20 protein-coding genes and 1 pseudogene are annotated in these 24,614 nt (G+C 72.2%); 2 read left to right on the top strand and 19 right to left on the bottom strand.

Annotated features, from left to right (window positions below; translation table 11 throughout):
• Positions 1–10: 10 nt before the first annotated feature.
• From LK409_RS01520 to tssJ, 7 genes and pseudogenes are all read right to left on the bottom strand, one after another.
• Positions 11–1,177: pseudogene (locus tag LK409_RS01520) on the bottom strand (calcium:proton antiporter).
• Positions 1,178–1,274: 97 nt separating this feature from the next.
• Positions 1,275–2,477 carry a serine/threonine-protein kinase gene (locus tag LK409_RS01515; RefSeq protein WP_010927655.1) on the bottom strand — a complete coding sequence of 401 codons (1,203 nt, stop codon included), beginning with the start codon at positions 2,475–2,477 and terminating at the stop codon, positions 1,275–1,277.
• Positions 2,478–2,501: 24 nt separating this feature from the next.
• Complete coding sequence (gene tagF, locus LK409_RS01510) at positions 2,502–3,236, bottom strand: type VI secretion system-associated protein TagF (protein ID WP_010925955.1); 735 nt, start codon at positions 3,234–3,236, stop codon at positions 2,502–2,504.
• Positions 3,233–6,838: a type VI secretion system membrane subunit TssM gene (tssM, locus tag LK409_RS01505; RefSeq protein ID WP_010927654.1), complete on the bottom strand. Its 3,606-nt coding sequence runs from the start codon at positions 6,836–6,838 to the stop codon at positions 3,233–3,235. Before tssM ends, tagF begins: the two co-directional genes overlap by 4 nt.
• Positions 6,835–8,115 (bottom strand): DotU family type VI secretion system protein, encoded by a 1,281-nt coding sequence (locus LK409_RS01500; RefSeq protein WP_003808318.1) that lies wholly within the window; start codon positions 8,113–8,115, stop codon positions 6,835–6,837. The genes tssM and LK409_RS01500 overlap by 4 nt, the downstream gene beginning before the upstream one ends.
• A 20-nt stretch (positions 8,116–8,135) precedes the next feature.
• Entirely contained in the window at positions 8,136–9,470 is a 1,335-nt protein-coding gene (gene tssK / locus LK409_RS01495; protein WP_010927653.1) for a type VI secretion system baseplate subunit TssK, read from the bottom strand.
• A 45-nt stretch (positions 9,471–9,515) separates the two neighbouring features.
• Positions 9,516–10,058 carry a type VI secretion system lipoprotein TssJ gene (gene tssJ, locus LK409_RS01490; RefSeq protein WP_010927652.1) on the bottom strand — a complete coding sequence of 181 codons (543 nt, stop codon included), beginning with the start codon at positions 10,056–10,058 and terminating at the stop codon, positions 9,516–9,518.
• Positions 10,059–10,322: 264 nt separating this feature from the next.
• Between tssJ and LK409_RS01485 the strand changes: the two genes are divergently transcribed.
• Together LK409_RS01485 and LK409_RS01480 are read left to right on the top strand one after the other, a co-directional pair.
• Positions 10,323–10,718, top strand: coding sequence for a TssQ family T6SS-associated lipoprotein (locus LK409_RS01485; RefSeq protein WP_010925952.1), 396 nt, complete (start codon positions 10,323–10,325; stop codon positions 10,716–10,718).
• A gap of 27 nt (positions 10,719–10,745) precedes the next feature.
• Complete coding sequence (locus tag LK409_RS01480) at positions 10,746–11,546, top strand: hypothetical protein (RefSeq protein ID WP_010927651.1); 801 nt, start codon at positions 10,746–10,748, stop codon at positions 11,544–11,546.
• A gap of 98 nt (positions 11,547–11,644) precedes the next feature.
• Here the strand turns inward: LK409_RS01480 and tssH are convergent, their stop codons facing one another.
• The 12 genes from tssH to tssA are packed head-to-tail and all read right to left on the bottom strand — an operon-like array spanning position 11,645 to position 23,939.
• Complete coding sequence (tssH, locus tag LK409_RS01475; RefSeq protein ID WP_010927650.1) at positions 11,645–14,218, bottom strand: type VI secretion system ATPase TssH; 2,574 nt, start codon at positions 14,216–14,218, stop codon at positions 11,645–11,647.
• A 23-nt stretch (positions 14,219–14,241) separates the two neighbouring features.
• Positions 14,242–14,619, bottom strand: a complete 378-nt coding sequence (locus tag LK409_RS01470; RefSeq protein WP_003808303.1) for a DUF2195 family protein — start codon at positions 14,617–14,619, stop codon at positions 14,242–14,244.
• Entirely contained in the window at positions 14,609–15,142 is a 534-nt protein-coding gene (locus LK409_RS01465; protein WP_010927649.1) for a DUF2778 domain-containing protein, read from the bottom strand. The genes LK409_RS01470 and LK409_RS01465 overlap by 11 nt, the downstream gene beginning before the upstream one ends.
• A complete protein-coding gene (tssG, locus tag LK409_RS01460; protein ID WP_041937105.1) occupies positions 15,139–16,239 on the bottom strand; it encodes a type VI secretion system baseplate subunit TssG in 1,101 nt (366 codons plus the stop codon). The genes LK409_RS01465 and tssG overlap by 4 nt, the downstream gene beginning before the upstream one ends.
• Positions 16,236–16,895, bottom strand: coding sequence for a DUF3540 domain-containing protein (locus LK409_RS01455; RefSeq protein WP_010925949.1), 660 nt, complete (start codon positions 16,893–16,895; stop codon positions 16,236–16,238). Before LK409_RS01455 ends, tssG begins: the two co-directional genes overlap by 4 nt.
• A gap of 34 nt (positions 16,896–16,929) precedes the next feature.
• A complete protein-coding gene (gene tssF, locus LK409_RS01450; RefSeq protein WP_010927647.1) occupies positions 16,930–18,843 on the bottom strand; it encodes a type VI secretion system baseplate subunit TssF in 1,914 nt (637 codons plus the stop codon).
• Positions 18,843–19,361 (bottom strand): type VI secretion system baseplate subunit TssE, encoded by a 519-nt coding sequence (tssE, locus tag LK409_RS01445; RefSeq protein ID WP_003808292.1) that lies wholly within the window; start codon positions 19,359–19,361, stop codon positions 18,843–18,845. The genes tssF and tssE overlap by 1 nt, the downstream gene beginning before the upstream one ends.
• Positions 19,358–20,167 carry a type VI secretion system accessory protein TagJ gene (locus LK409_RS01440; protein ID WP_003808290.1) on the bottom strand — a complete coding sequence of 270 codons (810 nt, stop codon included), beginning with the start codon at positions 20,165–20,167 and terminating at the stop codon, positions 19,358–19,360. Before LK409_RS01440 ends, tssE begins: the two co-directional genes overlap by 4 nt.
• A gap of 49 nt (positions 20,168–20,216) precedes the next feature.
• On the bottom strand, positions 20,217–20,702 hold the full coding sequence (locus LK409_RS01435) for an Hcp family type VI secretion system effector (RefSeq protein ID WP_010927646.1): 486 nt from the start codon (positions 20,700–20,702) through the stop codon (positions 20,217–20,219).
• Between the two features lie 57 nt (positions 20,703–20,759).
• Entirely contained in the window at positions 20,760–22,262 is a 1,503-nt protein-coding gene (gene tssC, locus LK409_RS01430) for a type VI secretion system contractile sheath large subunit (RefSeq protein ID WP_010927645.1), read from the bottom strand.
• A 21-nt stretch (positions 22,263–22,283) separates the two neighbouring features.
• Positions 22,284–22,847, bottom strand: a complete 564-nt coding sequence (gene tssB, locus LK409_RS01425) for a type VI secretion system contractile sheath small subunit (RefSeq protein ID WP_003808284.1) — start codon at positions 22,845–22,847, stop codon at positions 22,284–22,286.
• Between the two features lie 42 nt (positions 22,848–22,889).
• Positions 22,890–23,939: a type VI secretion system protein TssA gene (gene tssA / locus LK409_RS01420; RefSeq protein ID WP_010925946.1), complete on the bottom strand. Its 1,050-nt coding sequence runs from the start codon at positions 23,937–23,939 to the stop codon at positions 22,890–22,892.
• Positions 23,940–24,614: the final 675 nt, after the last annotated feature.

The raw sequence follows: 24,614 nt of genomic DNA, 5'->3' as shown, positions 1-24,614 counted from the left end.
CGGCGCGCCGTCACGGCGCGAACAGCAGCACGCTGAACACGGCGAACAGCGCCAGGTGCGCCAGGCCGGTGACCGGCGTGGTGCGCTAGCCCATGAAGGTGAACAGGCTGAGCAACAGCGTCAGCGCGAACAGCACGGTTTCGGCCGCCGATATCCCGAACACCACCGTCTTGCCGGTCAGCAGGCCGATGGCCAGCACGGCCGGCACGGTCAGCCCCACGGTGGACACGAAGGCCCCCAGGCACAGGTTCATGACGCGCTGCATTTCGTTGGCGCGGGCCGCGCGCACCGCCGTGACCGATTCGGGGGTGAACACGATGATGGCGATGACCAGCCCGCCCAGCGCGGCGGGCAGGCCCGCGGCCGAAATGCCGTAGTCGACCACCACGGCCAGGCTGTGCGACAGCAGCACGATGGGCAGCAGCGCGGCCAGCAGCACCAGCGAACGCACCAGCGCGGTCCGGCGTCCGCCGGCGCCATGGCCGGCCTCGGGACGCGGCGCGCTCGCCGGCGCGGCAATCGCCATGGCGCCGCCGGCGGGCTGTATGAACAAGTGGCGGCAGCGCCCCGTCTGCAGCGCCAGGAACGCCGCGTACAGCGCCACCGTCAGCACCGAGAACGCAATCGCCTGCGCGGGCGAGAACATGCCCGGCCCGCCGGACACGGTGGCATTGGGCAGCAGCAGCGCCATGCCGGTCAGCAGCGCGATCATGGCCAGGTAGGCCGACGCGCCCTGCGCGTTGTACGCCTGCGCGCCGTGGCGCCAGGCGCCCAGCAGCACGCACAGGCCTGTCACCAGGTTGAGGATGATCATCATCACCGCGAAGATCGAGTCGCGGCCGATGGTGGGAAACTCGCCCGGGCCCAGCATGACGGCGGCGATCAGGATGACCTCGATGCCGACCACCGACAGGGTCAGGATCAGCGTGCCATAGGGCTCGCCCAACTGTTCGGCCAGATGGTCGGCCTCACGCACCACCACGAAGGCGGCCATGATGATGGTGCCGACCAGGAGCACGGAAAGCAGCGTCGCCAGCGGCGCGGTGGGCGCGGCCAGCAGGCCTTCGCCCAGGGTCAGGAACAGCAGGGTGACGAGCCAGGCGATCGCCAGGCGGATGCGCGTGGCGCGCGGCACCAGGGTGCGCGAATCGGTGGGAGCGGGATGGAAGGACGACACGGATGGGATCTCGCGAGGTCGTCCTCAGGCCAGTACACGCGCCGGGTCGTCCCGGCGCGGGATTGAAGAAGGCCATAGCATAACCCGGCGCGGCGATTCATTCGAATGCATGGGCGATGGCGGCGCCCTGCCCCGCGGCGACGTGCAGGTCGAGCCGATGGTCCGGGCCGGCCGGGTTGCGCACCGTGACGGCATAGCGCCCCGGCGGCAGGCTCAGCTGCTTGAGCGGCGGGCTGACCCCGCGCGAGCGGCCATCGATCCAGACCTCGCCCCATGGCCGGATATCGACGCGTACGCTGACCGGCTGCGGCGCGGCCGGCGGTGGCGCGGCCGGCGCGGGCGCCGGTTGCGGCGCCGGCGCCGATACGGATTCGGGGGTTGGCGTGGGTTCGGGCAACGGGGCGGGCTCGGAGGCCGGCGAGGGTTCGGGCGCGGGCGCTGGAGGCTCGGGCGCGGGTTCGGGGGCAGGCATGGGCGCGGACGTCGGCGCGGACGTCGGCGCGGGCATGGGCGCGGCGGCCAGGGATGCGGCCGGCTCGTCGCCGGCGCGGCCGCCCAGGGCGGCATACAGGACGACGGCCAGCACGGCGAGGACAGCCAGCACCGCCAGCGCGGACGTGCGCGCCGGACGCCGCGCGGGCGCCCGGGACGGCAAGGCGGCCGGCGCCGGTGCCTGCGCCACGGCCACCGTGGCGGACGTGGCGGACGCGACGGGCGCGATCGGCGGCGGCTCGGCCTGCCTGTCGGCCGCATCCAGCAGGCGCGCGAACGCCGCCAGGCTCGCCGGACGATCGCGATAGTCGAGCGCCAGCCCGGCATCGATGGCTTGCGCCAGCGCCTGCCAGCGCTTCTCGTCCAGGCGCCGCGCCAAGGGCGCGCAATCGTCGCGCACGCAGCGCCGCAGGGCCGACGGCGGCGCCGCGCCTGTGGCCAGCGCATAGGCCAGCGCGCTCAGTCCGTAGATGTCGGTCCAGGGTCCACACGGCTGGCCTGGATCGTCGCTGTACTGCTCGAAGGCGGCGAAACCGGCCGCGTGCGCCAGCGCCTCGGCATCGGCCGCCGGCTGCGCGGCGTCGACCAGCAGGCGAGCCCGCCCGTCGCCGTCCAGGCCTACGGTCCGCGGCGCGATGCGGCCGTGCACGCGCCAGCGCTCATGCAAGGGCGCCAGCTGTTCCAGCAGGTCGGCCAGCACCCGGCGCACGCGCGCCGGCGGCATGGGTGCGGCCGCATCCACGCCCAGGGGCCGCGGCGCGGCGGCCTCGAGGACGGACGCGGTATCGGTGGCGGAAGATGGGCGCATGAGGGCTCCGGAGGCGGCCTTGCATTACACGCGCCACGCCGGCGGCGCCGCGAACAGGCGCAGGAACAGCGTGGCGTTCAGGGCGCCGCCGTGCACGTACGTCTGCAAGGCGGCGCCATCGGCCTGGTTGGTCCACCAGTAGCTGGTGTGCGAACCGGGGTTGAAACAGAACGGCAGCTCGGGCCAGGCGGCCAGCCCGCGCGCGCCGGCCAGTGGCGCATTGCCGGCCTGCCCGGCGTTGAGGATGTCCAGGATGTCCTGGCCGGCCGGGGCCGGCCGCGCCGGCGGCATGGCCACGGGCAGCGGCATGGCCTGCAGCTGGCGGTCCAGCTGCTCGGCCGCGCCGCCGCGCCGCACCGCCGCCAGCAAGGTGGCGCCAAGCTGGCGGTAGTAGTCGCCGGCGTCCTCCAGCAGGCCGGGCTGATAGGCCTGCGCGGGCACGACCGCCATGGCGCTCAACGGATAGGCGCGGCCCACGCGGTCGCGGCTGGGCGCCATGCCGCCCAGCAGGACCGCGCCGGCGCCGGCCCCGGCGGGGATGGCGAAGTTCCACAACGGCGCGGCCGCGTAGGCGCGCTCGGCGCCGCCGGCGGGCATCTGGCGCAAGGCGGCCAGCCCGTACTGCAGCCACTTGTCCCACCAGGCCACCAGCCCGTGCGACAGGCGCCGGCGCATGAAGTCGCCGGCGGCCGGGATCTTGCCGTACCAGCCCACGCCGCCGTCCGGGTCCGCGCCCGGCATGGCGCGTCCGCCGCTCATGAACGGCCCGGGCAGGAAAAACCCCGCATCTCGGCCAGGTGAAAGGGGCTCCTGACGCTGCCCGCGCGGATCTCCAGCACCACTTTGCGGCCGCCGATATCGAAGCTGGCCAGCGAGATCTCGGGCGAGGCGCCGCGCGTGACGCGGGCCTGGTCGAGCAGGCGATTGAGTGCCCACGGTCCGCTGGCCGACAGGCCCGCCGCGCCGGCCTGGGGCGTCAGCTCGATGCGCACCTGGTTGGCGCCGCGCGGCCCCGGCCATTGCACGGAGGTGGCGACCTGCGGGCCATGCGCATAGCGCACGGTCTGGCCGTCCACGTCCATGACGAATTGCGTGATGGCCGGGTCCATTTCCACCGGACGGATCGAGACGCGAAAGGCCGGCTCCGCGCTGCCGGCCATGAAATAGGCGTCGCGGATCGCGGCGGCGCGCTGGAACGAATCCAGCAGCGCCGACGCCTGGCCCGGCGTGCCGTCCATGCCCGGCTTGAAGCGCCAGCGCGCCTCGGACACATCGATCTGGCTGACCAGGTTCTTCTGGAAGAACTCGTCTATCATGCCGTTGGGCGCGAACAGCCGCGCCAGGTCATTGGGCGCGACGTCGCGCGGCGAGCCGGGCGCGAAAGGATAGCGGCCGGCGATGGCCTGGCGGCAGAACAGGCCGATGGTGGCGTACAGGTCTTCGCCCAGCCGCTCGCGCGCCACGCCGGACACTTCGCCCGCCGCGCCGGTGGACAAGTCGTCGAGCACGTCGCGCAAGGGCCGCGGCAGGCGGCCAGCCTCGGCGCGCAGCTTGGTCACCACATCGGAGGCGGGCGCCGGGCTGGCGCTGCGCAGAGCCGCGTCGGCCGCCGTCAGATAGGTGTACAGCTCGTTGACCAGGCTGGTGGTGGCGGCAATCGGCGCGCCGCCCTGCCCGTCGGCGCGCGCCAGCCTGCGCCATGGCTCGAAGTGCTGGTCGACCACGCGCTCCAGCTTGCCGTCGCCGGCGTCGGCGCGCGTGGCCGCACCCGGGCCGGTCGGGCCGAACATCTGCTCCAGCGCCTCGCGCGTGCTGCTGACGCGGTCGCGCGCCTGGTCCGCCAGCGAGCGCTCGTCGCCGCCCGCGTCGCGCAGCAGCGTGGTCTCGCGCGCCACGCCCTGGGTCAGCCGCACCAGCGGCGAATCGGGCGCCGACAGGGTGCGCGCCAGCTGGATGCTTTGCAGCAGCGAGCTGCGCGGCGCCAGCGCCAGGTCGTCCAGGTAGCCGTCCCAGCGCGCCACGTAGTCGTTGAGGTACAGGCGCTTGATGTCGACGATGAGCTGCTGGCGCGCAGCCTCGTCCAGCACGCCCGGCGGCGCGATGTCCAGGACCCAGGCATCGTCGCTGCGCAGGCGCTCGGCCACGCGCGTGACGCGCGGATTGAACACGTCCCAATAGCCGCGGTAGGTGTACAGCGCCGCGATGCCCTGGGCCAGCGGCTTGCCGCTCTTGCGCACGAAGACGGCGCTGGCCTGCGGCCCGCCCAGCGTCACCGCGGTGGTCGGCGGCTGATCGTCGGCGCCGGCCAGCATGCGGCGCAGCCGGCTGTAGGCGCGCTGCGCCAGCGTGTGGCGCGCCAGTTCGTCGCGCGCCTGCCGCACCAGCGCCTCGTCGCGCGGAAACGGCGAGGCCAGCACGCCGCCCTGCGCCAGCTGGCGCAGGTGCAGCGACATCAGGTCGTACTGCCGGCGCGTGTAGCCCTCGGGCAGCGTGCCCTGCATGTCGGACAGCAGCCAGGCGTGCATGAACTCGGCGTCGTAGTGGTCGGCCTCGTACAGCATCAGGTAGGCGCGCAGGGCCTCGTAGCCGTACTCCAGGTCGTCGGCGCGGGCCGCGCGCAGCGCCGCCTCGATGCGGCGCGCCACCTGCGGCAGCAGGACGCTGTCGAGCGTGCCGCGATAAACGCCCTGCATCGCGGCGTGCATCTTGCCGCCCTGGTACAGCCCGAAGCGATAGGACAGCGGCGGCGCGTCCGGCTCGAAGGCGGCGTCGCGCGGCAGGTACCACAGGCCGTCCAGGAAGGGCATCAGGCCCAGCACATCGCCCGAGCGGGTGATCTTGATATCGCGCCCCAGCTTGTCCACCGTCGGCACGCGGCGCGCCACTTCGTCGAGATAGCGCACGTTGTTGCCGTAGCTGGCCAGCCAGCCCGCCGCCAGGCCCAGGAACGCCAGCGTGATCAGGCCGTAGCCGGCCCAGTGCAGGCGGCGGTAGCGGCGCTCCCAGCGCAGGTTGCGGCCGGCCAGGCCGGCCTCGGGAAAGATCACGTCCTGCAGCAGCCGCTTGAGGAAGAAGCTGCGGCCTTCCTCGGCGGCGGCCGGGGCCGGCCCGCTTTCGATGCGCAGATAGCGCTTGAGGTGGCCGGTGACCTGGTCGAAGGTCTCGCCGCCCTGGGTGCCGCTGGTGAAGTACACGCCGCGCGGCACCAGGCGCTCCTCGAAGCGCGAGCTGGCGAACACGTCGCTGAGGAAATGGCCCAGCACGGCCTGCAGGCCGGCGAACTGCTGCGGCAGCAGGTAGGCCAGCGCGCGGCGCGCCTCGTCCGGCTCGGCGGCCAGCACTTCGGGCAGGGCATCGTCGAGCCGGCGCTGCAGCAGCCGGTACTCGGCATGAAAGGCTTCGTACAGGTCGAAGTCCGGCTCCTGGGCGCGCGCATAGGGCAAGGTGAAGCCCCATACCTGCTCCAGGTCTTCGCGGCTGAACGAGGCGAAGTACTGCTCGAAGCCGGCCAGCAGGTCGGCCTTGGTCACCAGCACATAGACCGGGAAATGGATGCCCAGCTGCTCGCGCAGCTCCTGCAGGCGCCGGCGCAGCACCGCGGCGTGGCGCGCGCGCTCGGCGTCGGACGCGGCCAGCAAGTCCTCGATGCTGACGGTGAGCATGGCGCCGTTGATGGGCTGGCGGCCCCGAAAGCGCGTCAACAGGCCGAGAAAGCCGCGCCAGGACTCCTCGTCGCCGGTGGGGTCGCTTTCATGGGTGGTGTAGCGGCCGGCGGTATCGAGCAGCACCGCGTCGTCGGTGAACCACCAATCGCAGTTGCGGGTGCCGCCCACGCCGCGCAGCGCGGCCTTGCCGAAGCGCTCGGCCAGCGGGAAGTCCAGGCCCGAGTTGACCAGGGCCGTGGTCTTGCCCGAGCCTGGCGCGCCGATGATGACGTACCAGGGCAGCTGGTACAGGTATTGGCGCGAATAGCGCTGCAGCCAGCCGCGTCCGCCGCCTCCGTCGAAGCGCGTCTTGCGCAACAGCTCCACCGCCTCGTCGAAGCGGCCTTCCAGTTCGCGCAGGTCCGAAGGCGGCGGCTCGGCCGCGGCCTCGGCCTCGGGACGGGCCGGCCGGCGCAGCTGGCCCAGCAACTGGGCGTTGAGGCGGCCTTCGCGCCACTTGCGCCACAGCAGGCGCAGCAGCGCGAAGGCGAACAGCGCGGCGATGACCAGTACGCGCGCGGTCTCGCTTTCCAGCGGGCGCAGCGCGCCGATCGCCAGCAGCGGCCCGGCGATCCACACCAGCAGGGCCAGCGCCACCAGGCCCAGGAAGCTCCACAGGCCGCGCGAGAACAGCCATCCGAACAGGCGCGGGATCATGGCGTGGCTCCTTCTTCGGGCGTGCGGGCATGCGGCGCCGGCGGCACCATCACGGTAATTTCGACCCGCCGGTTGACCGAGCGTCCGGCAGGGGTGTCATTGGGGGCCAGCGGATCGGCCTCGCCGCGCCCTTCTGCGCGCACGCGTCCGGCCTGGCCCAGGCGCGCGTCGATCACCGCCTTGACCGCCTCGGCGCGCGCCTGCGACAGATGCCAGTTGGACGGAAAGCGCGCCGTGCGGATGGGAACGTTGTCGGTATAGCCGCGCACCACGATATCGCCGCGCGTCTGGCCCAGCGCCTCGGCCACCCGCGCCAGCACCGGCGCATAGCGGTCGCGCACCGCGACCGCGCCCGACTCGAACAGCCCGTCGCCGCGCAGCACCACCACGCTGCGATCGACCTCGTCGCGCACCGTCACCAGGCGGTCGCGCACCTCGGGTTGCAGGAACACGGCCAGGCGGGGCGCGGGCGCCGGGCGCGGCGCCGGGGCGATCTGCACCGTGGGCGGCTTGAGCCGCGCGACCGCGGCGAACACGGCATCCGAGCGTTCGCCCAGGCGCCACGACAGGCCCCAGAACAACGCCAGCGCCAGCGCCGCCGCCAGCGCCCCGTAGGCCCACAGCGGCACCGGCAGGCGGCGCAGCGCCTGCTGCACCGGCGTGTCGCGCCAATGCGGCGAGAGCGCGCGCGGATACTCGCCGCGCGCGCCGCGCAGGATGCGCAGCAGGCGCTGGCGCAAGGTCTCGAGCTGCGTGCGGCCGTTGTCGATGACGCGGTAGCGGCCCTCGAAGCCCAGCAGCAGGCAGTAGTACAGCAGCTCCAGCAAATCCAGGTGCTGGCCCGGGTTCTGCGACAGCTTGGCCAGCAGCTGGAAGAACTTCTCGCCGCCCCAGGTTTCGTTATGGAACGTCACCAGCAGGCTGTGCGCCGACCATACGCCGCCCCCGCCCCACGGCGTGAGCGCGGCGGCCTCGTCCAGCGCCGTGCACAGGCAGTAGCGCGCGCCCAGGATGGTTTCGTTGGGAATGCCGGCCTGTTGCGCGCGCAGCTCGAACTGGCGCACTTCGTCGACCAGGTACTCGCGCAGCATGGCCGGCGCGGGATGGGCCGTGGTGGCGCGGATCTGCGGGATCAGGTCCAGCAGCGGATTGGCCGCCGCCACCAGCGGGTTGGAGCCGCTGATGACGTACTCGTGCGGGCGCAGCCGGCTGGCCGCGCCGGGGTCGGCCGCCGCGTCGGCGCCGAAGTCGGGAAAGGGAGGATTGGCGGCGTGCATGATGGTCTCCTGTGCCCGGTTCAGTCGCGCACGGCCCAGAACTCCAGCGCCAGGCCGGGAAACTCGCCCGCCAGGTGCAGGGCCAGCGCGCCGGTGCGCTCCAGCTGCCGCCAGAACTCGCCGTTCTTGTCCAGCTCGAAGTACACGTGGCCCGCGCTGTAGGGAATCTGGCGCGGCGCCACCGGCAGGGCGCGCACCGCCACGCCGGGCAATTGCAGGTGCACCAGGTCGCGGATGCGCTCGACCGGGCCGATCTTGACCTGGGCCGGAAAGCGCGTGCGCACCGTCTCGGCCGGCATGTCGGCGTGCACGGCCAGCACGAAGCCGGCGCTGCGCAGCAGTTCGGCATCGGCGATCTGCGCCACGCGCACGCCCTGGCCGCGGTCATGCAGCGGGATCTGCACGGCGTGCTGCTCCAGCACCACCGACAGCGAGCGGCGCAGCTCGGCCATGAGCGGCCCGAAACTGGCCTGCAGGTCGTCGTGGCGGTAATCGGGCAGCACCTCGGGCAGGCGCGTGGCGCAGGTATAGGTGGCCAGGTCGCAGGCCAGCATCAGCCAGTCGCGAAACAGCCGTTCGGGATGCAGGGCCGGCACCTGGCGCGCGTGCCACAGCGCGCCGGCGTAGCGGTTTACCAGCGCCAGCAGCAGGAAGTCGGCCACTTCGGAGACGCCGCCGCGGCCCGGCTGCGCCAGCCGCTGCGCCAGCGCCGCTCCGCGCGCCTGCAGCAGCCCGGACAGCTCGCCGGCATAGCCGCGCAGCGCCGGATTGGCGTCGGCGGCCAGCCAGGGCGGGATGTACATCTCGTCGAGCACCACGCGGTGGTCGGCGCGGCGCTCCAGCACCCGCGCGGCGCCCAGCGCCACCCATTCGTCGCCCAGCTCGGTTTCGGGAACCAGCCGCAGGCGCAAACGGCCCAGCTGCACCAGCGCCGGCTCCAGGCCCACCGAGCCGGAGTCCTCGATCTCGCCTTCATGCACGCAATAGCGCGCCAGCGTATCCGCGCCGTCTTCATAGACCACTTCGCAGGCGCCGGCGCGGCGGCGCGGCAGCGCCAGCATCACGCGCGCATCGCGCATGGCCGGGTCGATGTCCAGCGCCGGCGGCCCCTCGTCGGCGCGCTCGAACTCGAACGGCGTGCCGTCGGGCAGCACGCCCGCGGCGCGCGCCAGCGCCAGCTTGCCCAGCGCCAGCGCGTCGCGATCGATCTCCAGCGCGGTGTAGCCCCAGCCGCAGCCCGAGGCCACCGCGGCGCGCACGCGCAACTGCGCCTCGATATGCCGTTCGAACTGCTGGAAATGTTGCGGCCGCAGGAACATGCCCTCCGACCAGACGACCTTGTTGTCCAGTGCCATATGCGATTCAAGAGATGAAGACACGCCGGCGCCCGCGGCGCGGCGTCAGAAGGGCCACCAGGAACGCTCCCGGTCGACGATTTGCACGCCCTGTCCGCCCACCGCGACGCGCACGGTCTCCTCGTTGGGCGAGAACTGCCAGAACTTGTAGATGTTGGTGTTCTGGGCCTGCGGCAGGGGCACGACGATGCGCCAGGGACTGCGCTCGAGGTCGCGATAGGCCGCCACGATGCCGACCACGCGCGCCTCGGTATTGCCCGGATACGACAGCTTGCGGGTTTCGCCGGGCTGCAGGATGACCTGGTCGGTTTCGATGAGCGACTTGCCCAGCGCGGCCTGCGCGTCGCCTTGCAGGGTGAAGAAATCGCGCGCCTCGAACTCGGCGGACGAACGCAGCTCGTACAGCGTGACCTGGATCGGCGAGGGCCGGCCCGAGGCATCGGGATTGATGCGCGGATCGGCCTTCAGCTCGATCGCGTAAGGCGCCGCCTTGCGGCTGGCCGTGGACGCGCACCCGGCGGCCAGCACCGCGACGGCAATCCAGGCCGCCGCGCGCAACGCGCGCCGCGTGGGCACAGCAACAAGCAAGCGTCGATTCGCCATCCGGCAGGTCCGTTTTCCATGTCGAGGAAAGCCGCTATGACAAGCGACGCGCACGGCACCTTTATGACAACGAAGATATGGTTACGCCTGTTACGTCCGCGGCGCGCCGCGCCAGCAATTGGTCATGATTGGTTTACCCCTCGAATTATTTCTGTCGCACGGCGCCGATATCATGGCCAGACCATCCACGCGGCACACATGCGGTAACGCGCCGCGCGGGAATCGAAGACCGCCACGACCTTTCCGTTCATGACTCTGCGATTTCACGCGACCCTGCTGGGCTGCGCCATCCTGCTGGCGGGCTGCGCCAGCCCCACCTCCGAGCGCGCCGGCGAGCCAGCCAGCGACCAGGCCGAGCGCGACCTGCAACAGATCCGCCAGTCATACAGCGCCGGCGCCTATGGCGACGTGATCCGCCAGGTGGCGCACGCCGATGCGCTGGCGCAGGCGCCCCAGTCCATGCGCATCGAGGCCTGGAAGCTGCAGGCCTTCAGTTACTGCGTCACGGACCACCGGGTGCTGTGCGAGGCGGGCTTTCGCCGCATCCTGCAGGCCGATCCCGCGTTCACGCTGGAACCCAACGAGGCCGGCCATCCGCAATGGGGGCCGGCCTACGAGCGCGCCCGCGCGGCGCCGGCCGGCTGACGCCCTTCCCTGGCACGGACCCACGCCATGATGCTGACGCTGATCGTACGCAACCCCGAGCCTGGCGCAAGCGCGCGCCGGGCGGATTTCCACGCGCCCGGCGGCACGCTGGGCCGCGACGCCGAGAATTGCCTGGCCCTGCCGGCCGCGCCCGGCCAGCTATGCCGCGTGCAGGCCGCGCTGCGCGCCGACGCGCAAGGCTGGCGCCTGCACAACCTGAGCGGCATGGCCGCGGTGCACATCAACGACGCGGCGCTCGCGCCCGGCGCCGTGCGCGCCATCCAGGCGGGCGATACGCTGCGCGTGGGCGCGCACACGCTGGAGGTGAGCGGGCCCGATGCGCCCGACGCACGGCCGGCAGCGCTGCCCGAGGCGGCGGCGGACACGCCCGCCGATGCGCCCCGGCGCGGGCAAGCCGGCGCCGGGGCGGCCGAGGACATATTCAGCGGCCTGTTCGGCCCCGGCACCCTGCCGGTGGGCGGCACCGCCGATGCCGCCACGCACCCCTTCGACCTGGATTCGGCGCAGGCGCGCAACGCCGCCGATCCGCTGGCGCATCTGCCGGCCGGCGACGCCGCGGTCAGCCGCCCGGCGGGCGACCCGCTGGCGCTGTTCGACGCGCCGCATGGCGGCGCGGACGTGTTCGCCGACGCCACCCCGTCGGCCCTGCCCGCGCACGATCCGCTGGCGCCGCTGCGCGCCGACCCGGTGCGCGACACGCTGCTGCCGCGCCACGCGGCCGGCGACGGCCCGGCCGCGCACGACCATGCGCCGGCGGGAGGCACCTTCCTGCGCCCGGCCGCGCCGCGCGCGGACCAGGCGGACTGACGCCTGCGGCAGGACGCGCCTGTCCCCGCTGGGACAGGCGCGCCGCGCGGGCAGGCACCTCATCCCCATGCGGGGACCAGGCGCGCCGCGGATCCGTTCTACTCGTACTCGCAGGCGAACTCGCCGTCGACCGCCCGCACCCGCACGCGGCGCCAGGTGCGCTGCTGCAGGGAGGCGCCCAGCAATTCGCGGCCGATCTGCGGCAGGACGCGCTGGCTCAGGATGGCGTCGACCATGCGCGCGCCGGATTCGACCTCGACGCAGCGCGCCACCACCAGCTCGGCGGCGGCCGGCTCGACTTCCAAATCCATGCCGTGGCGCTCGCGCAGGCGCTGGCCGACGCGTTCGAACTGCAAGGCCACGATATGCGCCAGCATGCTGTCCGACAGCGGCAGATAGGGCACGGCCGCCAGGCGGCCCAGCAAGGCCGCGGGAAACACGTCGCGCAGCGGCGCGCGCAGGGCCGCCGCCAGCGCGTCGGGCTCGGGCGCCAGCTCGGGGTCGGCGCACAGGCTGGCGATCAGGTCCGCGCCCACGTTGGCGGTCAACAGGATGACCGTGTTGCGGAAATCGATGTAACGGCCTTCGCCGTCTTCCATCCACCCCTTGTCGAACACCTGGAAGAAAATCTCGTGCACGTCGGCGTGGGCTTTCTCGACCTCGTCGAGCAGCACCACGCTGTGCGGGCGGCGCCGCACCGCTTCGGTCAGCACGCCGCCCTCGCCGTAGCCCACATAGCCCGGCGGCGCGCCCTTCAGGGTCGACACCGTGTGCGACTCCTGGAACTCGCTCATGTTGATGGTGATGAGATTCTGCTCGCCGCCATACAGGGCCTCGGCCAGGGCCAGCGCGGTCTCGGTCTTGCCCACGCCGCTCGGGCCGCACAGCAGGAACACGCCGACCGGCTTGCCCGGGTCGGTCAGACCGGCGCGCGCGGTCTGGATGCGGCGCGCGATCAGTTCCAGCGCATGGCGCTGGCCGACGACGCGGCGCTCCAGGGTGTCGGCCAGCGCCAGCACGGCCTGCGCTTCGTCGCGCACCATGCGGCCCACGGGGATGCCGGTCCAATCGGCCACCACGGCCGCGGCATCGACCGCCGGGTGGATCAGCGGCGCCTCGCCCTGGCTGCGCGCCAGCGCGTCGGCGGCCTCGCGCAGCGCGGCGCGCAAGGCCGGCGCGGACTGCTCGTCGGCCGCGTCCAGCTGTTCGCGCAGGCCGAACACCTGGCCGGCCAGCGCCGCTTCGCGCTCCCAGCGCGCCGCCTGGCCCTGCTCGCGCAGCCCCGCCACGCGCTCGGCCGGGCCGGCGTCCAGCCGCGCCTCGCGCGCGGCGATTTCCAGCTCGAGATCCAGCGCGTCGATGCGGCGGCGCGCGTCTTCCAGCGCGGCCGGCGTGGCCTGCTGGCTGACCGCCACGCGCGCGCAGGCCGTGTCGAGCAGGGCGACCGCCTTGTCCGGCAACTGGCGCGCCGGGATGTAGCGATGCGACAGCCGCACGGCGGCCTCCACGGCCTCGTCCAGCAGCAGCACGCCATGATGCGCCTGCAGGGCGCCGGCCAGGCCGCGCAGCATGCGCCGCGCGCCGGCCTCGTCGGGCTCGTGCACCTGGATGGCCTGGAAGCGCCGCGTCAGCGCCGGGTCTTTCTCGATGTACTGCTTGTATTCGGCCCAGGTCGTGGCGCCGATGGTGCGCAGCTGTCCGCGCGCCAGCGCCGGCTTGAGCAGGTTGGCGGCATCGCCCGTCCCCGCCGCGCCGCCGGCCCCCACCAGGGTATGGATTTCGTCGATGAACAGCACGATGGGGCGTTCGCTGCCCTGCACCGCGTCGATGACCTGGCGCAGGCGCTGCTCGAACTCGCCCTTGACGCCGGCGCCGGCCTGCAGCAGCCCGATATCCAGCAGGTACAGCGCCACCTCGCGCAGCGGCGCCGGCACATCGCCGCGCGCCAGCCGCAGGGCCAGGCCCTCGACCACCGCGGTCTTGCCCACGCCGGCCTCGCCGGTGAGCAGGGGATTGTTCTGGCGCCGCCGCATCAGCACGTCGATCAACTGGCGGATTTCGTCGTCGCGCCCGGTCACCGGATCGAGCCGGCCGGCGCGCGCCTGGGCGGTCAGGTCCACCGCGTAGCGCGCCAGCGCGCCGGCCGCGCCGCCGCCATCCGGCGGCGCATCGGCCACGGCAGCGTCGGCGCGCGCCTCGGGCGAGCCGCGCGTCATCTCGGGCAGGCCTTGCAGCAGCAGGTCTGGCACGACGCGGGCGAACTGCCCCGACATGCCGGCCAGCACGCCGCGCAGGCTGGGGTCGCGCAGCAGCGCCAGCAGCAGGTGCCCGCTGCGGATGCGCGCAGCGCCGTAGCGCAGCGACGCCAGCGCCCAGGCGCGTTCCACCACGTGGTCCACGTGCTCGGAGAGGTCCGAGACCGCCCCCGCCCCGCGCGGCAATTGGTCGAGCGCGCGCACCAGGTCTTGCTGCAGCGCGCCGAGATCCAGCTCGAACGCGCGCGCGATATGGTGCAGGTCGCTGTCCTGCGCGTGCGCGATGGCGTGCACCCAGTGCGCCAGCTCCACGTAGGGATTGCCGCGCAGCTTGCACAGGGCGGTGGCGTCCTCCAGGGCGCGATAGGACAGGGAATCGAGTTTGCCGAACAGCTCGGCGCGGCCGATATCGGACATGGTGCTCCGTCAGTCGTTGGAAATCAGTCGGCTGGCGCGCAGCCCAGGCCGAGCGCCACCGGCCGCTCGCCCAGCAGCGCGGCGTCGCTGGCCAGCGGCAGGGTGCGCGGCCCCGAGCGCATGGCGCCGAACACGCCGGACTGGCTGGCGCCGCGCGTGCCATCCTCGCGCACCACGCTGGCCTGGTAGGCGACCAGGGCGGACTTGCAGCCGCAATCGCCGATGGGGCGCACGACCGTCAGGTCGAACCGCTGCAGGACCACGTTGTGCTCGACACTGCGCAGGCCCGGCTGCACCCGCACGCATTCGGCCAGCCGGTTCTCCACGCGCAGCGGGCCCGCGGCGGCCAGCGCCGGCGCCAGGCAGGCGGCCAGCAGCCAGGCATGGCGATCAGCGCGCATGGCCGTCTCCCGCGGTGCCGCCGTTGGTGGCGCGGTCGGCGACATAGGCCACCTTGAGGATCATGGCGTTGCGGCCGCGCTGGCGCGCATACGAGCGCAGCAGCGCGAAGATGCGCCCCTCGACCTCGATGCAGCCGTGGCTGAAGCCCTTGGTGGAGTCGTGCAGGTAGAACCCGCCGCGCGCCGGGGCGCAGCGATTGCGCGTGGCGGCGTCGGCCGGTTCCATGCGCGCGCGGTTCTCGCCCCAGTTGGCCCAGTAAGACTCGCACTCACCGGCGGCCGCGCCGCGCGGCACCTGCTGGATGCCCCAGGCCGGCGCCAGGTTGCACACGCCGCGCCCGTCGTCGAGCGCCACGCCGCGATCGGCCAGCAGCACGCGGTACAGCCCCGGCGGCACCGGACCGCTGTCGGGCGTGCAGGCCTGGCCGGGATGCTGGAACCCGCGCATGCCGCTGGTGGCGCGGAACTGCCCGTGGCCGGGCCAGGCCAGTATCTGGCCGTCGTATGACATATCGTGGATCATGCCGCTTGCTCCTTTTCATGAAACGCTTGCGCGCGCCGCGCCGCCTGGCGCTCGCGCCCCTCGTAGTCCAGCAACAGCTCGGCGGCGTCGCCCAGGCGCGGCGGCCGCCGGCCCAGCCAGGACGCCAGCCCCAGCGGCGCCGCCGCGCCCAGGCGCACGCTGCGCACCGCGTCGCGGCGCAGCACCGGCCGCACCTCCCAGGCGAACTCCACGCCCACATACAGGCGCACCCAATGCAGCAGCTGGCGCGCGCGGGCCGAACCGGGCAGGAACGCCAGGTAGTCCTGCCAGTCCAGCGGCCCGAGGCGGATCCTGAACTTGTGCTGGGCGTCGCGCACGGCCACGCCCAGGGGCGCGCCGCCGCCCAGCCCGCCGCCCGCCCCCAGCCGCAGCCGCTGGCCGGCCTCCAACCTTATCCACTGCGCCACGAACTCGTCTACCCCCACGGGCAGGCCGAAGAAGGCGCGCAGCACCTGGCACAGGCCTTCCGGGTTGCGGGTCTGGCGCAGCAGATGGCCGGCCATGTGGTACTTGGCATGGTCCATCACGCTGTCGCGCCGGCGCAGCGACGGCGCGCCCAGGTGCAGCAGGCTGGCCACGTAGCCGCTGAAGCGCTCCTGGCCGCGGTCCAGGCTGGCGGTGGACTGCGCATCGGCCCAGGCGCGGTAGAACAGCAGGATCAGGCGATGGTGGAACAGGTCGGCGAACGCGGCCAGGGAGTGGTCGCCGTGATGCTGGCGGCGTTCGCGGGCGTGCTCGGTCAGGTGCAGCGGCAGCGGCAGCGGCCCATTGGGACCGAACAGGCCGAAGCTGTAGATGGACAGCTCGGGCGCGGCGCCCTCGCCCGGCGCGCGCGCCGCGGCCAGGGTGGCCGGCGCGAAAGCCAGCGAAGGCTCCTGCCGCATGCGCACCGGTTCGTGGCGCGGCGAGGCGCCGCGGCCCAGCGGCGCGCGCGCGCCGGCGCGCGCGTCGATCCAGCGCAGCACGTGAAACAGGTCGTGCCCGTGCGGCGCCGCCGCCAGGGCCTGCCAGAAGGCAGGCGGCAGCACCGCCGGCGCCGCGTGTCGATCCGTCCTGGCCGCTGCGTCCATGCTCAACCCATGTGGATCTGCTTGGCGTCGACCTTGACCAGCGCATCGGCGGTCAGCATCGTATAGGGCGCATGCACGCGCGCGCTCTGCTCGGCCTGGTAGTCCAGGGTGCCGGCGCGCACGTGCTCGACCTCGCTGGTCTGCCGCACGGCCATGCGGGCCAGTTGCGTCAGGCGGTCGAGCACCGCCTCGTAGACCTTGCCGACCAGCCGCATGCTGCCCACCGCGCCTTCGACCTCGTCGGCCACATAATGCATGCGGGCGGCCGCGCACGCCGCCTGGCCGGCCTTGACCGACAAGGCCTCGGTCTCGACGCGCACCGCTTGCGCGCCGCGCAGGCGCACCTCGCCGGCCGCCTCCAGGCTGACATCGGCGGTGCGCGAACGCAAGCTGACGCGGCCTTCCAGTTCCAGGGTGGCCTGGGCCGCGTCGGCCTGCTCGATCACCGCGATCAGGTACACGCGTTCGGCATCCGGGCCGCTGATCAGCGCCGTATCGCCCTCTTCGGGGACCAGCAGGCAGCTGGCGGCCCGGCGCACGCGCCAGGGGCGGCCGTCGCACCACACCGTCCAGGCGCCGTCGTCTTCGCGGCGGGCCACGGTGCCGATCAGGTGCACGGGGTCGTAGACAGGATAGAGGCGGCGGGCGTTGCGGGTCTGCATGTGGGTTTCCTCGTTGCGGCGGACGCGGCGCCGCCTAGACCGCGGGACGGCGGCCCATGCGGGGCCGCCAGCTCGCCACGGCGCCGCGCTGCGGCGTGGACAGGGTGAGCGCCGACATCATGTTGATGGAGACGTGGCGCGCGAAGAACTGCTCCAGCACCGCGCCGCACAGGTAGGGGCTGATGCCCGAGAAAGCGGTCTCGTCGACCTGCAGGTCGATGCGCACGCCGCGGCCGTAGACGATGGGGCCGGGCACGGGCAGGCGGTGGTGCATGGGTTCGACCCGCACGTGGCGCACGCCCGAGATATGCTTGCGCGCCACCGGATCGGCCAGGTTGCCGTACAGGTTGAGCAGCTCGCGCAGCGTCTGCGCGCCGCGCGTCTCGTCCAGGTCGGTCAGGCTGTGGTAGTGCAGCCCCAGGTGGCTGATCAATTGCCATGCCGTGCCGTGGTCGGCCATGGCCGCGGCCGGCCGCGACGGCCCATGCAGCACCTTGATCGCGCCCACCGGGGCGGACACGCGCAGGCTGAAATCGCTGGCGCCGCCCAGCGGCAGCAGCAGCGCCAGGTCGCGGTTGGTGCACAGCGCGTCGATGCCGAGATGGCGCAGCGTATCGGCAAACGGCGCCTCGTGCCGATCGACCAGCGACAGATAGACTTCGCTGCCGGTATAGCTGGTGCGCGTGCCATGGCGGCGCGCGCTGTCCGAGGCCAGCCGCGGCTCGCGCCGCAACGAGTAATAGGCGCCGTAATCGTCGGCGTCCGCGCCGAACGAGCCGTAGAACGGACGGAACTCCTGTTCGGGGCGCTGCGCCGACATATGGCCGAGCACCCGCGTCAGACTGTAGACCTCGAAGTCCAGCGGCCGGGTGCGGTCGACCACCACGTGGTACTCGTGGTGGCGCGGCGTGACCGCCACGCGGTCGGCGCGGCGCGGAAACAGGTTGACGATGGGCGCGCAGTGCAGCGCCAGGTTCCCGGCCGAGATCGCGCCTTCGAGCTCGGGCGCTGCGGCCGACAGCAGCAGCGTCAGGTCGAAACGCCGGGTGCCGGCCGGGCCAGCCGCCGCGGCCGGCGCCGCGCGCCGCGTGCACAGGCCCTGCTTCAGGCCGTTCAGGCTGAAGAACAGATAGCGGCGCGCGAACGCGAAGTACTCCTGCAGCAGCCGATAGCCCTGGAAGACCCGCGTGTCGGTGGGCAGCAGCGCCTGGTCGTCGGCGAACCCCTCGTGGCGCACCGCGTCGGCCGGCAGCCGGTTGATCCACGAGACGGGCCGCTCGCTGTCGTGGCCCAGCACGGCGACCGTGTGGCACATGATCAGCTCCAGCAGGCGCTGCATGGGCGCGTCCGACCCGTTGAGGTAGAACACCAGTTGATCCAGGTCCAGCTCTTCCAGGCTGACGCCGCCGCAGACTTCCAGCCGCAGGCGCAGCGCGCTGGCCACTCCGGCCTCGCGTCCGCCCAGGCCCAGGCGGGCCAGCGGCAGGTCGGTGGGCGCGCCGGTGAGTTCGGCCGCCGTCACGCGCAGCGGCCACAGCCGCAGCGCGTGGCCGGTCATGAACTCGCACGGCGTTTGTTCGCCACGCGCCAGGCCGCCGCGCAGCACGGTGCCGCGCGGCAGGGTAAAGCCGCCGGCCAGCGTGCCTTCGTTCATGCTGGGCGAGAACTGCGCCACCGCCATCGCCGGGGTGGGCGCGAGATAGTGCGGATGCACCACCTCCAGCAGCCGCTGCGTGAAGCGCGGAAACTCGGCGTCCATCTTCAGGTGGATGCGCGCGGCCAGGAAGCTGAAGCCTTCGAGCAGGCGCTCGACGTACGGGTCGGCCACCTCGGTGCCGTGCATGCCCAGCCGCCCCGCCACCTTGGGATGCTGGCGCGCGAACTCGGCGCCCAGCTCGCGCATATAGACCAGCTCGCGGTTGTAGTAGTCGAGCAGGCGCGCGTCCATCACGCCCCTCCCAGGTCGCGCAGGTCCATGTGCCCGCTTTCCAGGTCGATATCGGTGCGGAACAGGAACTCGCGCGGGTGCGGCACGCACCACAGCATGCCGCGTATTTCCAGGCTGAGCACATTGTGGTGCTCGAGCGTGCGGGTGTCGCTGACGCAGCGCACCTCGACCGAGGATTCCAGGATGCGCGGCTCGAACGCCGCGATGGCGTCGCGGATCGACGTCTCGACATCGACCCAGTCGATCTCCGACATGCGGCGTCCGGCCATGGCGCGCACGCCGAAATTGACGCTGGAGGCGGGCACGTGCCGGTACGGCGCCAGATCCTGCGACGAGGCGAGGTTGACCGTGTTGAGCAGCCAGCGCAGGTCGCGCAGTACCGCGGCGCGCAGCCCGGCGTGCGTCAACAGCGCCGCTTCGGGCGCCTCGCTGCGGCGCCATGGCTCGTCATCGACCAGGCGATCGAGCAGCGACGGCTGCAGGCGGTCGCGCGCCACCCGTTCGTCGGCGATTCTCATGGCGCCTGCCGGCGCAGGGCGCGCACGTCCAGCAGCGCGAACTCGCCCGCGTCGGTCAGCCACATCTTCTGGCCCTCGCCGGCGTAGCCGTCCTGGCCCAGCGGCCGCCAGCACGTGGCCCGGCCCAGCCTCAGGCCGTCATCCTGCCCGGCCGACGGCGGGTAGCGCGCCGGAACCAGGCCGCGCACGACCGCGCCGTCGGCCAGGGCGATTTCGGCGCGCGCCCAGACGAGATCGCACAGCCCTTGCGGGGCCGGCAGATGCACGGCGGCCACCTGCGCGAACGGCAGCCACGCATAGCTGCCGTCGAGAATCAGTTCGCAGACCGGCCCCAGGCGGCTGTCGCCGTCGCAGATCCAGGCATAGCCGGCCTGGCCGGCGGCCGCGTCCTCCAGCGTGCCGGCGCTGGCCTGCGCCGCATCGAACGCCTGGGCGCGCAGCATGGCGGCCCGCTCGGGGTCGCTCGCCTGGGCGCGCAGCGCCTGCAGCAACGGCTCGCACCAGCAGGGCCGCTCGGCCAGGAAGCCGGGTTCGGCCTGGCCCGCCAGCACGGCTTCGCGCCGCAGCTCGCCATGGATGGCCGCCAGGTAGAGATTGGCCATCGGCTGGGCCAGCGGGTTCAGCCGGGCGCACAGTTGCAATTGCTCGGCGGCGCGGCGCCAGTCGCCCTGCACGGCAGCCAGCTGGAAAAGTTGCGCGCGCAAATCGGCGTCGGCCGGCGCGCGCCGGATGCGCGCCTGCACGGCCGCGGCCTGACCGGCCAGGCCGCCGTCGCGCGGGGGCATCGCAAGCACGGATGTCTGCATGAATACGTGTTCGGCAAGGCGTGCCGGGGCCGGGCGGCCCCGGCGCCGTTCAGCCGATTTCCTTGTTCTGCTTGATGTCCCACGCGACCAGGCTCTCGGCGCCCTTGCCGCCCGACTCGGTCTGCTCCCAGTACTGCTGGCGCACCTTGGCGGCCTGGAAGGCATAGTTGACCAGCACCGCCTCCGAACCGTTGTCCGCGGCGATCTGCACCGAGGTGACCAGCACGTCTTCCAGCGTGACCTTGCTGTACTCGACCTGCGCGCCGCCCGCCTTGCACACCGACAGTTCGATCTTGCCCAGGTGCTTGCCGCTGGCGCAGTGCTTCATGACCGCCGGCGCCGCCTTGTCGATGCGGGCCACCACGTGCAGATCGTTGAAGCTGGCCTTGCCCACGCCCTGGCCGCCGCCGGTCGCCAGGCTGGCCGGCTGGGTGGCGCCCCACGAAAAGGACACGATATCGGTCCAGTCCTTGTGGTTGGCGTCCTTGGATTCGCCATTGGCGCCTTCGATCTTCATGAACATATCAACAGCCACTTGCTTTCTCCCTCAATAGTCGCGGGGCCGGCGCGAGCCGGCGCGGATGGATGCCCGTCAGCCTTCGTTCTGCTTGAGCGAAGGCAGCTTGGACACGAGCCGCAGCGACACCGTCAGCCCCTCGAGCTGATAGTGCGGCCGCAGGAAAAACTTGGCGGCGTAATAGCCCGGGTTGTCCTCGATCTCGGTGACCTGCACCTCGGCGGCGGCCAGCGGCTTGCGCGCCTTGGTTTCCTGCGAAGAGTTGGCCGGGTCGCCGTCGACGTAGTTCATGATCCAGTCGTTGAGCCAGCGCTCCATGTCGCTGCGCTCGCGAAACGAACCGATCTTGTCGCGCACGATGCACTTCAGGTAGTGCGCGAAGCGGCAGCAGGCGAACAGGTAGGGCAGGCGCGCGGCCAGCTTGGCGTTGGCGCTGGCGTCGGCGTCGTGGTATTCCTGCGGACGCTGCAGCGACTGCGCGCCGATGAAGGCGGCGAAATCGGAGTTCTTGCGATGCACCAGCGGCATGAAGCCGTTCTTGGCCAGCTCGGCCTCGCGCCGGTCGCTGATGGCGATCTCGGTGGGACACTTCATGTCCACTCCGCCGTCGTCGGTCGGGAAGGTGTGGCATGGCAGGTTCTCGACCGCGCCGCCGGATTCCACGCCGCGGATCGAGGTGCACCAGCCGTACAGCTTGAACGAACGGTTGATGTTGGCGGCCATCGCGTAGGCCGAATTGGCCCAGGTGTACCGGTCGTGGTTGGCGCCGTCGGTTTCTTCCTCGAAATCGAACTCATCGACCGGATTGGTGCGCGCGCCGTAGGGCAGGCGCGCCAGGAAGCGCGGCATGGCCAGGCCGACATAGCGCGCGTCTTCCAATTCGCGCAGGCTGCGCCAGGCGACGTACTCGGTATTGGTGAAGATCTTGGTCAGGTCGCGCGGGTTGGAAAGCTCCTGCCAGGAATCCATCTGCATCACGTTGGGCGAGGCGCCGGCGATGAAGGGGCAGTGGGCGGCGGCGCTGATGCGGGCGATCTCGCCCAGCAGCTCGACATCGGGAGGACTGTGGTCGAAGCTGTAGTCGCCCACCAGGCAGCCGATGGGCTCGCCGCCGAACTGGCCGTACTCTTCCTCGTAGACGCGCTTGAAGATCGGGCTCTGGTCCCAGCCGACCCCCTTGTAGCGCTTGAGCGTACGCCCCAGCTCGTTCTTGGACAGGCACATGAAGCGGATCTTCAGCAGCTCGTCGGTCTCGGTGTTGGTGACCAGGTAGTGCAGTCCGCGCCAGGCGCCTTCGAGCTGCTGGAAGTCGGGATGGTGCATCACCAGGTTGATCTGCTCGGACAGCTTGCGGTCGATCTCGGCGATGATGGCCTGGATGGTCCGGTAGGCGTCCGAGGACAGGCCCAGCCCGCTGTTTTCCAGGGCCTGGTGCGCCAGCGTGCGCACCGCGTGCTCCACGGCCTCGCGCGCCTGCTCGGTCTTGGGCTTGAACTCTTTCTTCAGCAGGGCGGACAGGTCGTCCGCCGCCAGGCTGGATTCGGCTTGCGCGCGTTCGCGCCGGGCCACTGCGGTCATGGCGTTCTCCGTATCGATGGCTTATCGGGCTTGCGGGCCGGGCTGCGCGCTCTCGGCGTCGGCATCGGCCGGCCCGGCGTCGGCGGGCTTGGGCGCGGCCGCCAGCGCGCCCAGCAGGGCCGGGTTCTGCAGCACCTGGCCGATCAGCTCCTCGGCGCCGGTCTTGCCGTCCATGTAGGTCAGCAGGTTGGCCAGCTGCGTGCGGGCCTCCAGCATCTCGTTGAGCGCGCCCACCTTGCGCGCCACGGTGGCCGGGGAAAAATCGTCGATGCTCTCGAAGGTGATGTCCACGTTCAGATGGCCGGCGCCGGTCAGCGTATTGGCCACCTGGAACGCGGCCCGCGGGGCGACCGACTTCATGCGCTCGTCGAAATTGTCGATATCGACGTCGAGGAACTTGCGCTCGCCCACTTCGGGCTGCGGCGTGTTCGACTTGCCGGCCAGGTCGGCCAGCACGCCCATGACGAAGGGCAGCTGGATCTTGCGCTCGGCGCCGTAGATCTCCACGTCGTACTCGATCTGCACGCGCGGCGCGCGATTCCTGGCGATGAATTTCTGGCCGCTGCCTTTGAGCGTGGTTGCCATGGTTGTTATCTCCTGATGAAGGGACTAGGGCCTGAACCGGTCCTAGGACTGGCTGGCGGCCTCGCGCGCGGTCCACGCCTCGAACTGCGCCAGGCCCTGCGGGGCCAGGTTGCGCAGGATGTCGTGGAAATCCAGGGGAATGAGCTGCTGCACCCGGCGGATCAGATAGGGCGCCGGATGGCTGGGCTCATGGGTTTCGAAGTAGGCGCTGACCTTGGCCAGCATGGCCATCGCGTCTTCGCGCGTGGCGATGCGCGCGTCGTGCCAGCTGGCGGGCGCGGGTTGGGGTTCAGGCGCCGGGGCCGCGTGATGCGCTTCGGCCGGCATGGCCGCGGCGGGCGCCGCCGCGGTTTCGTCCAGGTCGCTCCAGGTGCGCAGCAAGGCATCCAGCGCGCGCAGCGCCTGCGCATAGTCCGGACACCAGGCCGAGCCCAGGCGCTGGGTGGCCTGCTGCTGGATGCGGCGCAGCGCGCCGGCGGCCGCGCCCACGGCCAGCGCCGCGTCGTCGCGCCGCAGGCGCGCCTGGCGCAGGTTCTCGATCAGGCGCGTGCGCCCGCCCGGATAGTCGGCCTCGCTCCTGCCGCCGTCGAGCAGGGCCTCGGCATCGCGCAGCGACAGGCGGCCATGCACATCGTCGAGCAGGCAGGCCGAGCGCATGCCGCGCACGCAGCCCTGCGGGTCGCCCAGCGAGGCCAGCGCATTGACGCGCGGCATCGGGTCTTCCTCGCCGCCGCTGGCCAGCATCGGATGCACCGCGTCCCAGTATTGCTCCAGCGTGCCGGCGGCCAGCGTCACGCCCTCGGCATAGCCGGGCAGGCCGCGCATCTCGGTCCAGGCGCGCGTCAGGTAGGCGATGATGCGCAGGTCGCGCGTGCGCTCCAGCAGCCCCAGCGCCAGCCGCTCCACCGCGCGCCAGTCGGGCGCCTGCGCGGGGATGATGGTGGCGCCGAACTGCTGCTCGCTGCGGCCCACGGCGGCCTGCTGCAACTGCAGGAAATCAGCGTCGTACTCCAGGTCCTCCCCGCAGGGCAGGCTGGGCGTCAGCGTCTTCAACAGGTCGGCAAATTCCATGTTCGTCGTCATGCGCGGCAAGCATCCTGTGCCGGGCGCCGATGGGCGTCCCTATGCGTCGACGGCATTCTAGGCAGCGCATCCGGCGCCCCTTTATGACAACTAACAAGTGCTGCTTCTTCTTACGTTCCATTAACACCTGCGTAGAGATTCAAACACTTCTTCCGGCGTGTTGACGCGGTGGTGTCATGTTGGTGTGGGAGAGACGGTGCCGGCCATGGGTGCCTGGCACCCGCCGCGCAGGGCGGCGCAGTGGCGCGGGCCGGTGTGGCGGGAGCCAGGCACCCGGGTCCGCTGCGGTCGTGGTTGTTGGCGTGGAAGAGACGGTGCCTGCATGGATGCCAGGCACCCGCTGCGATGGCCGCTGCGAGCAGCGCGGTGTATGCGGCGGGTGCCTGGCACGTGGGTGGCGGCAAGGTGCCAGGCACCCGCCGCGCAGGGCAGCGCAGTGGCGCGGGCCGGTGTGGCGGGAGCCAGGCACCCGGGTCCGCTGCGGTCGTGGTTGTTGGCGTGGAAGAGACGGTGCCTGCATGGGTGCCAGGCACCCGCTGCGATGGCCGCTGCGAGCAGCGCGGTGTATGCGGCGGGTGCCTGGCACGTGGGTGGCGGCAAGGTGCCAGGCACCCGCCGCGCAGGGCAGCGCAGTGGCGCGGGCCGGTGTAGCGGGAGCCAGGCACCCGGGTCCGCTGCGGTCGT

It is taken from the genome of Bordetella parapertussis (assembly GCF_020735925.1).
Taxonomy (GTDB): Bacteria; Pseudomonadota; Gammaproteobacteria; order Burkholderiales; family Burkholderiaceae_B; genus Bordetella; species Bordetella pertussis.
This window is presented reverse-complemented; position numbering and strand designations above follow the sequence as displayed.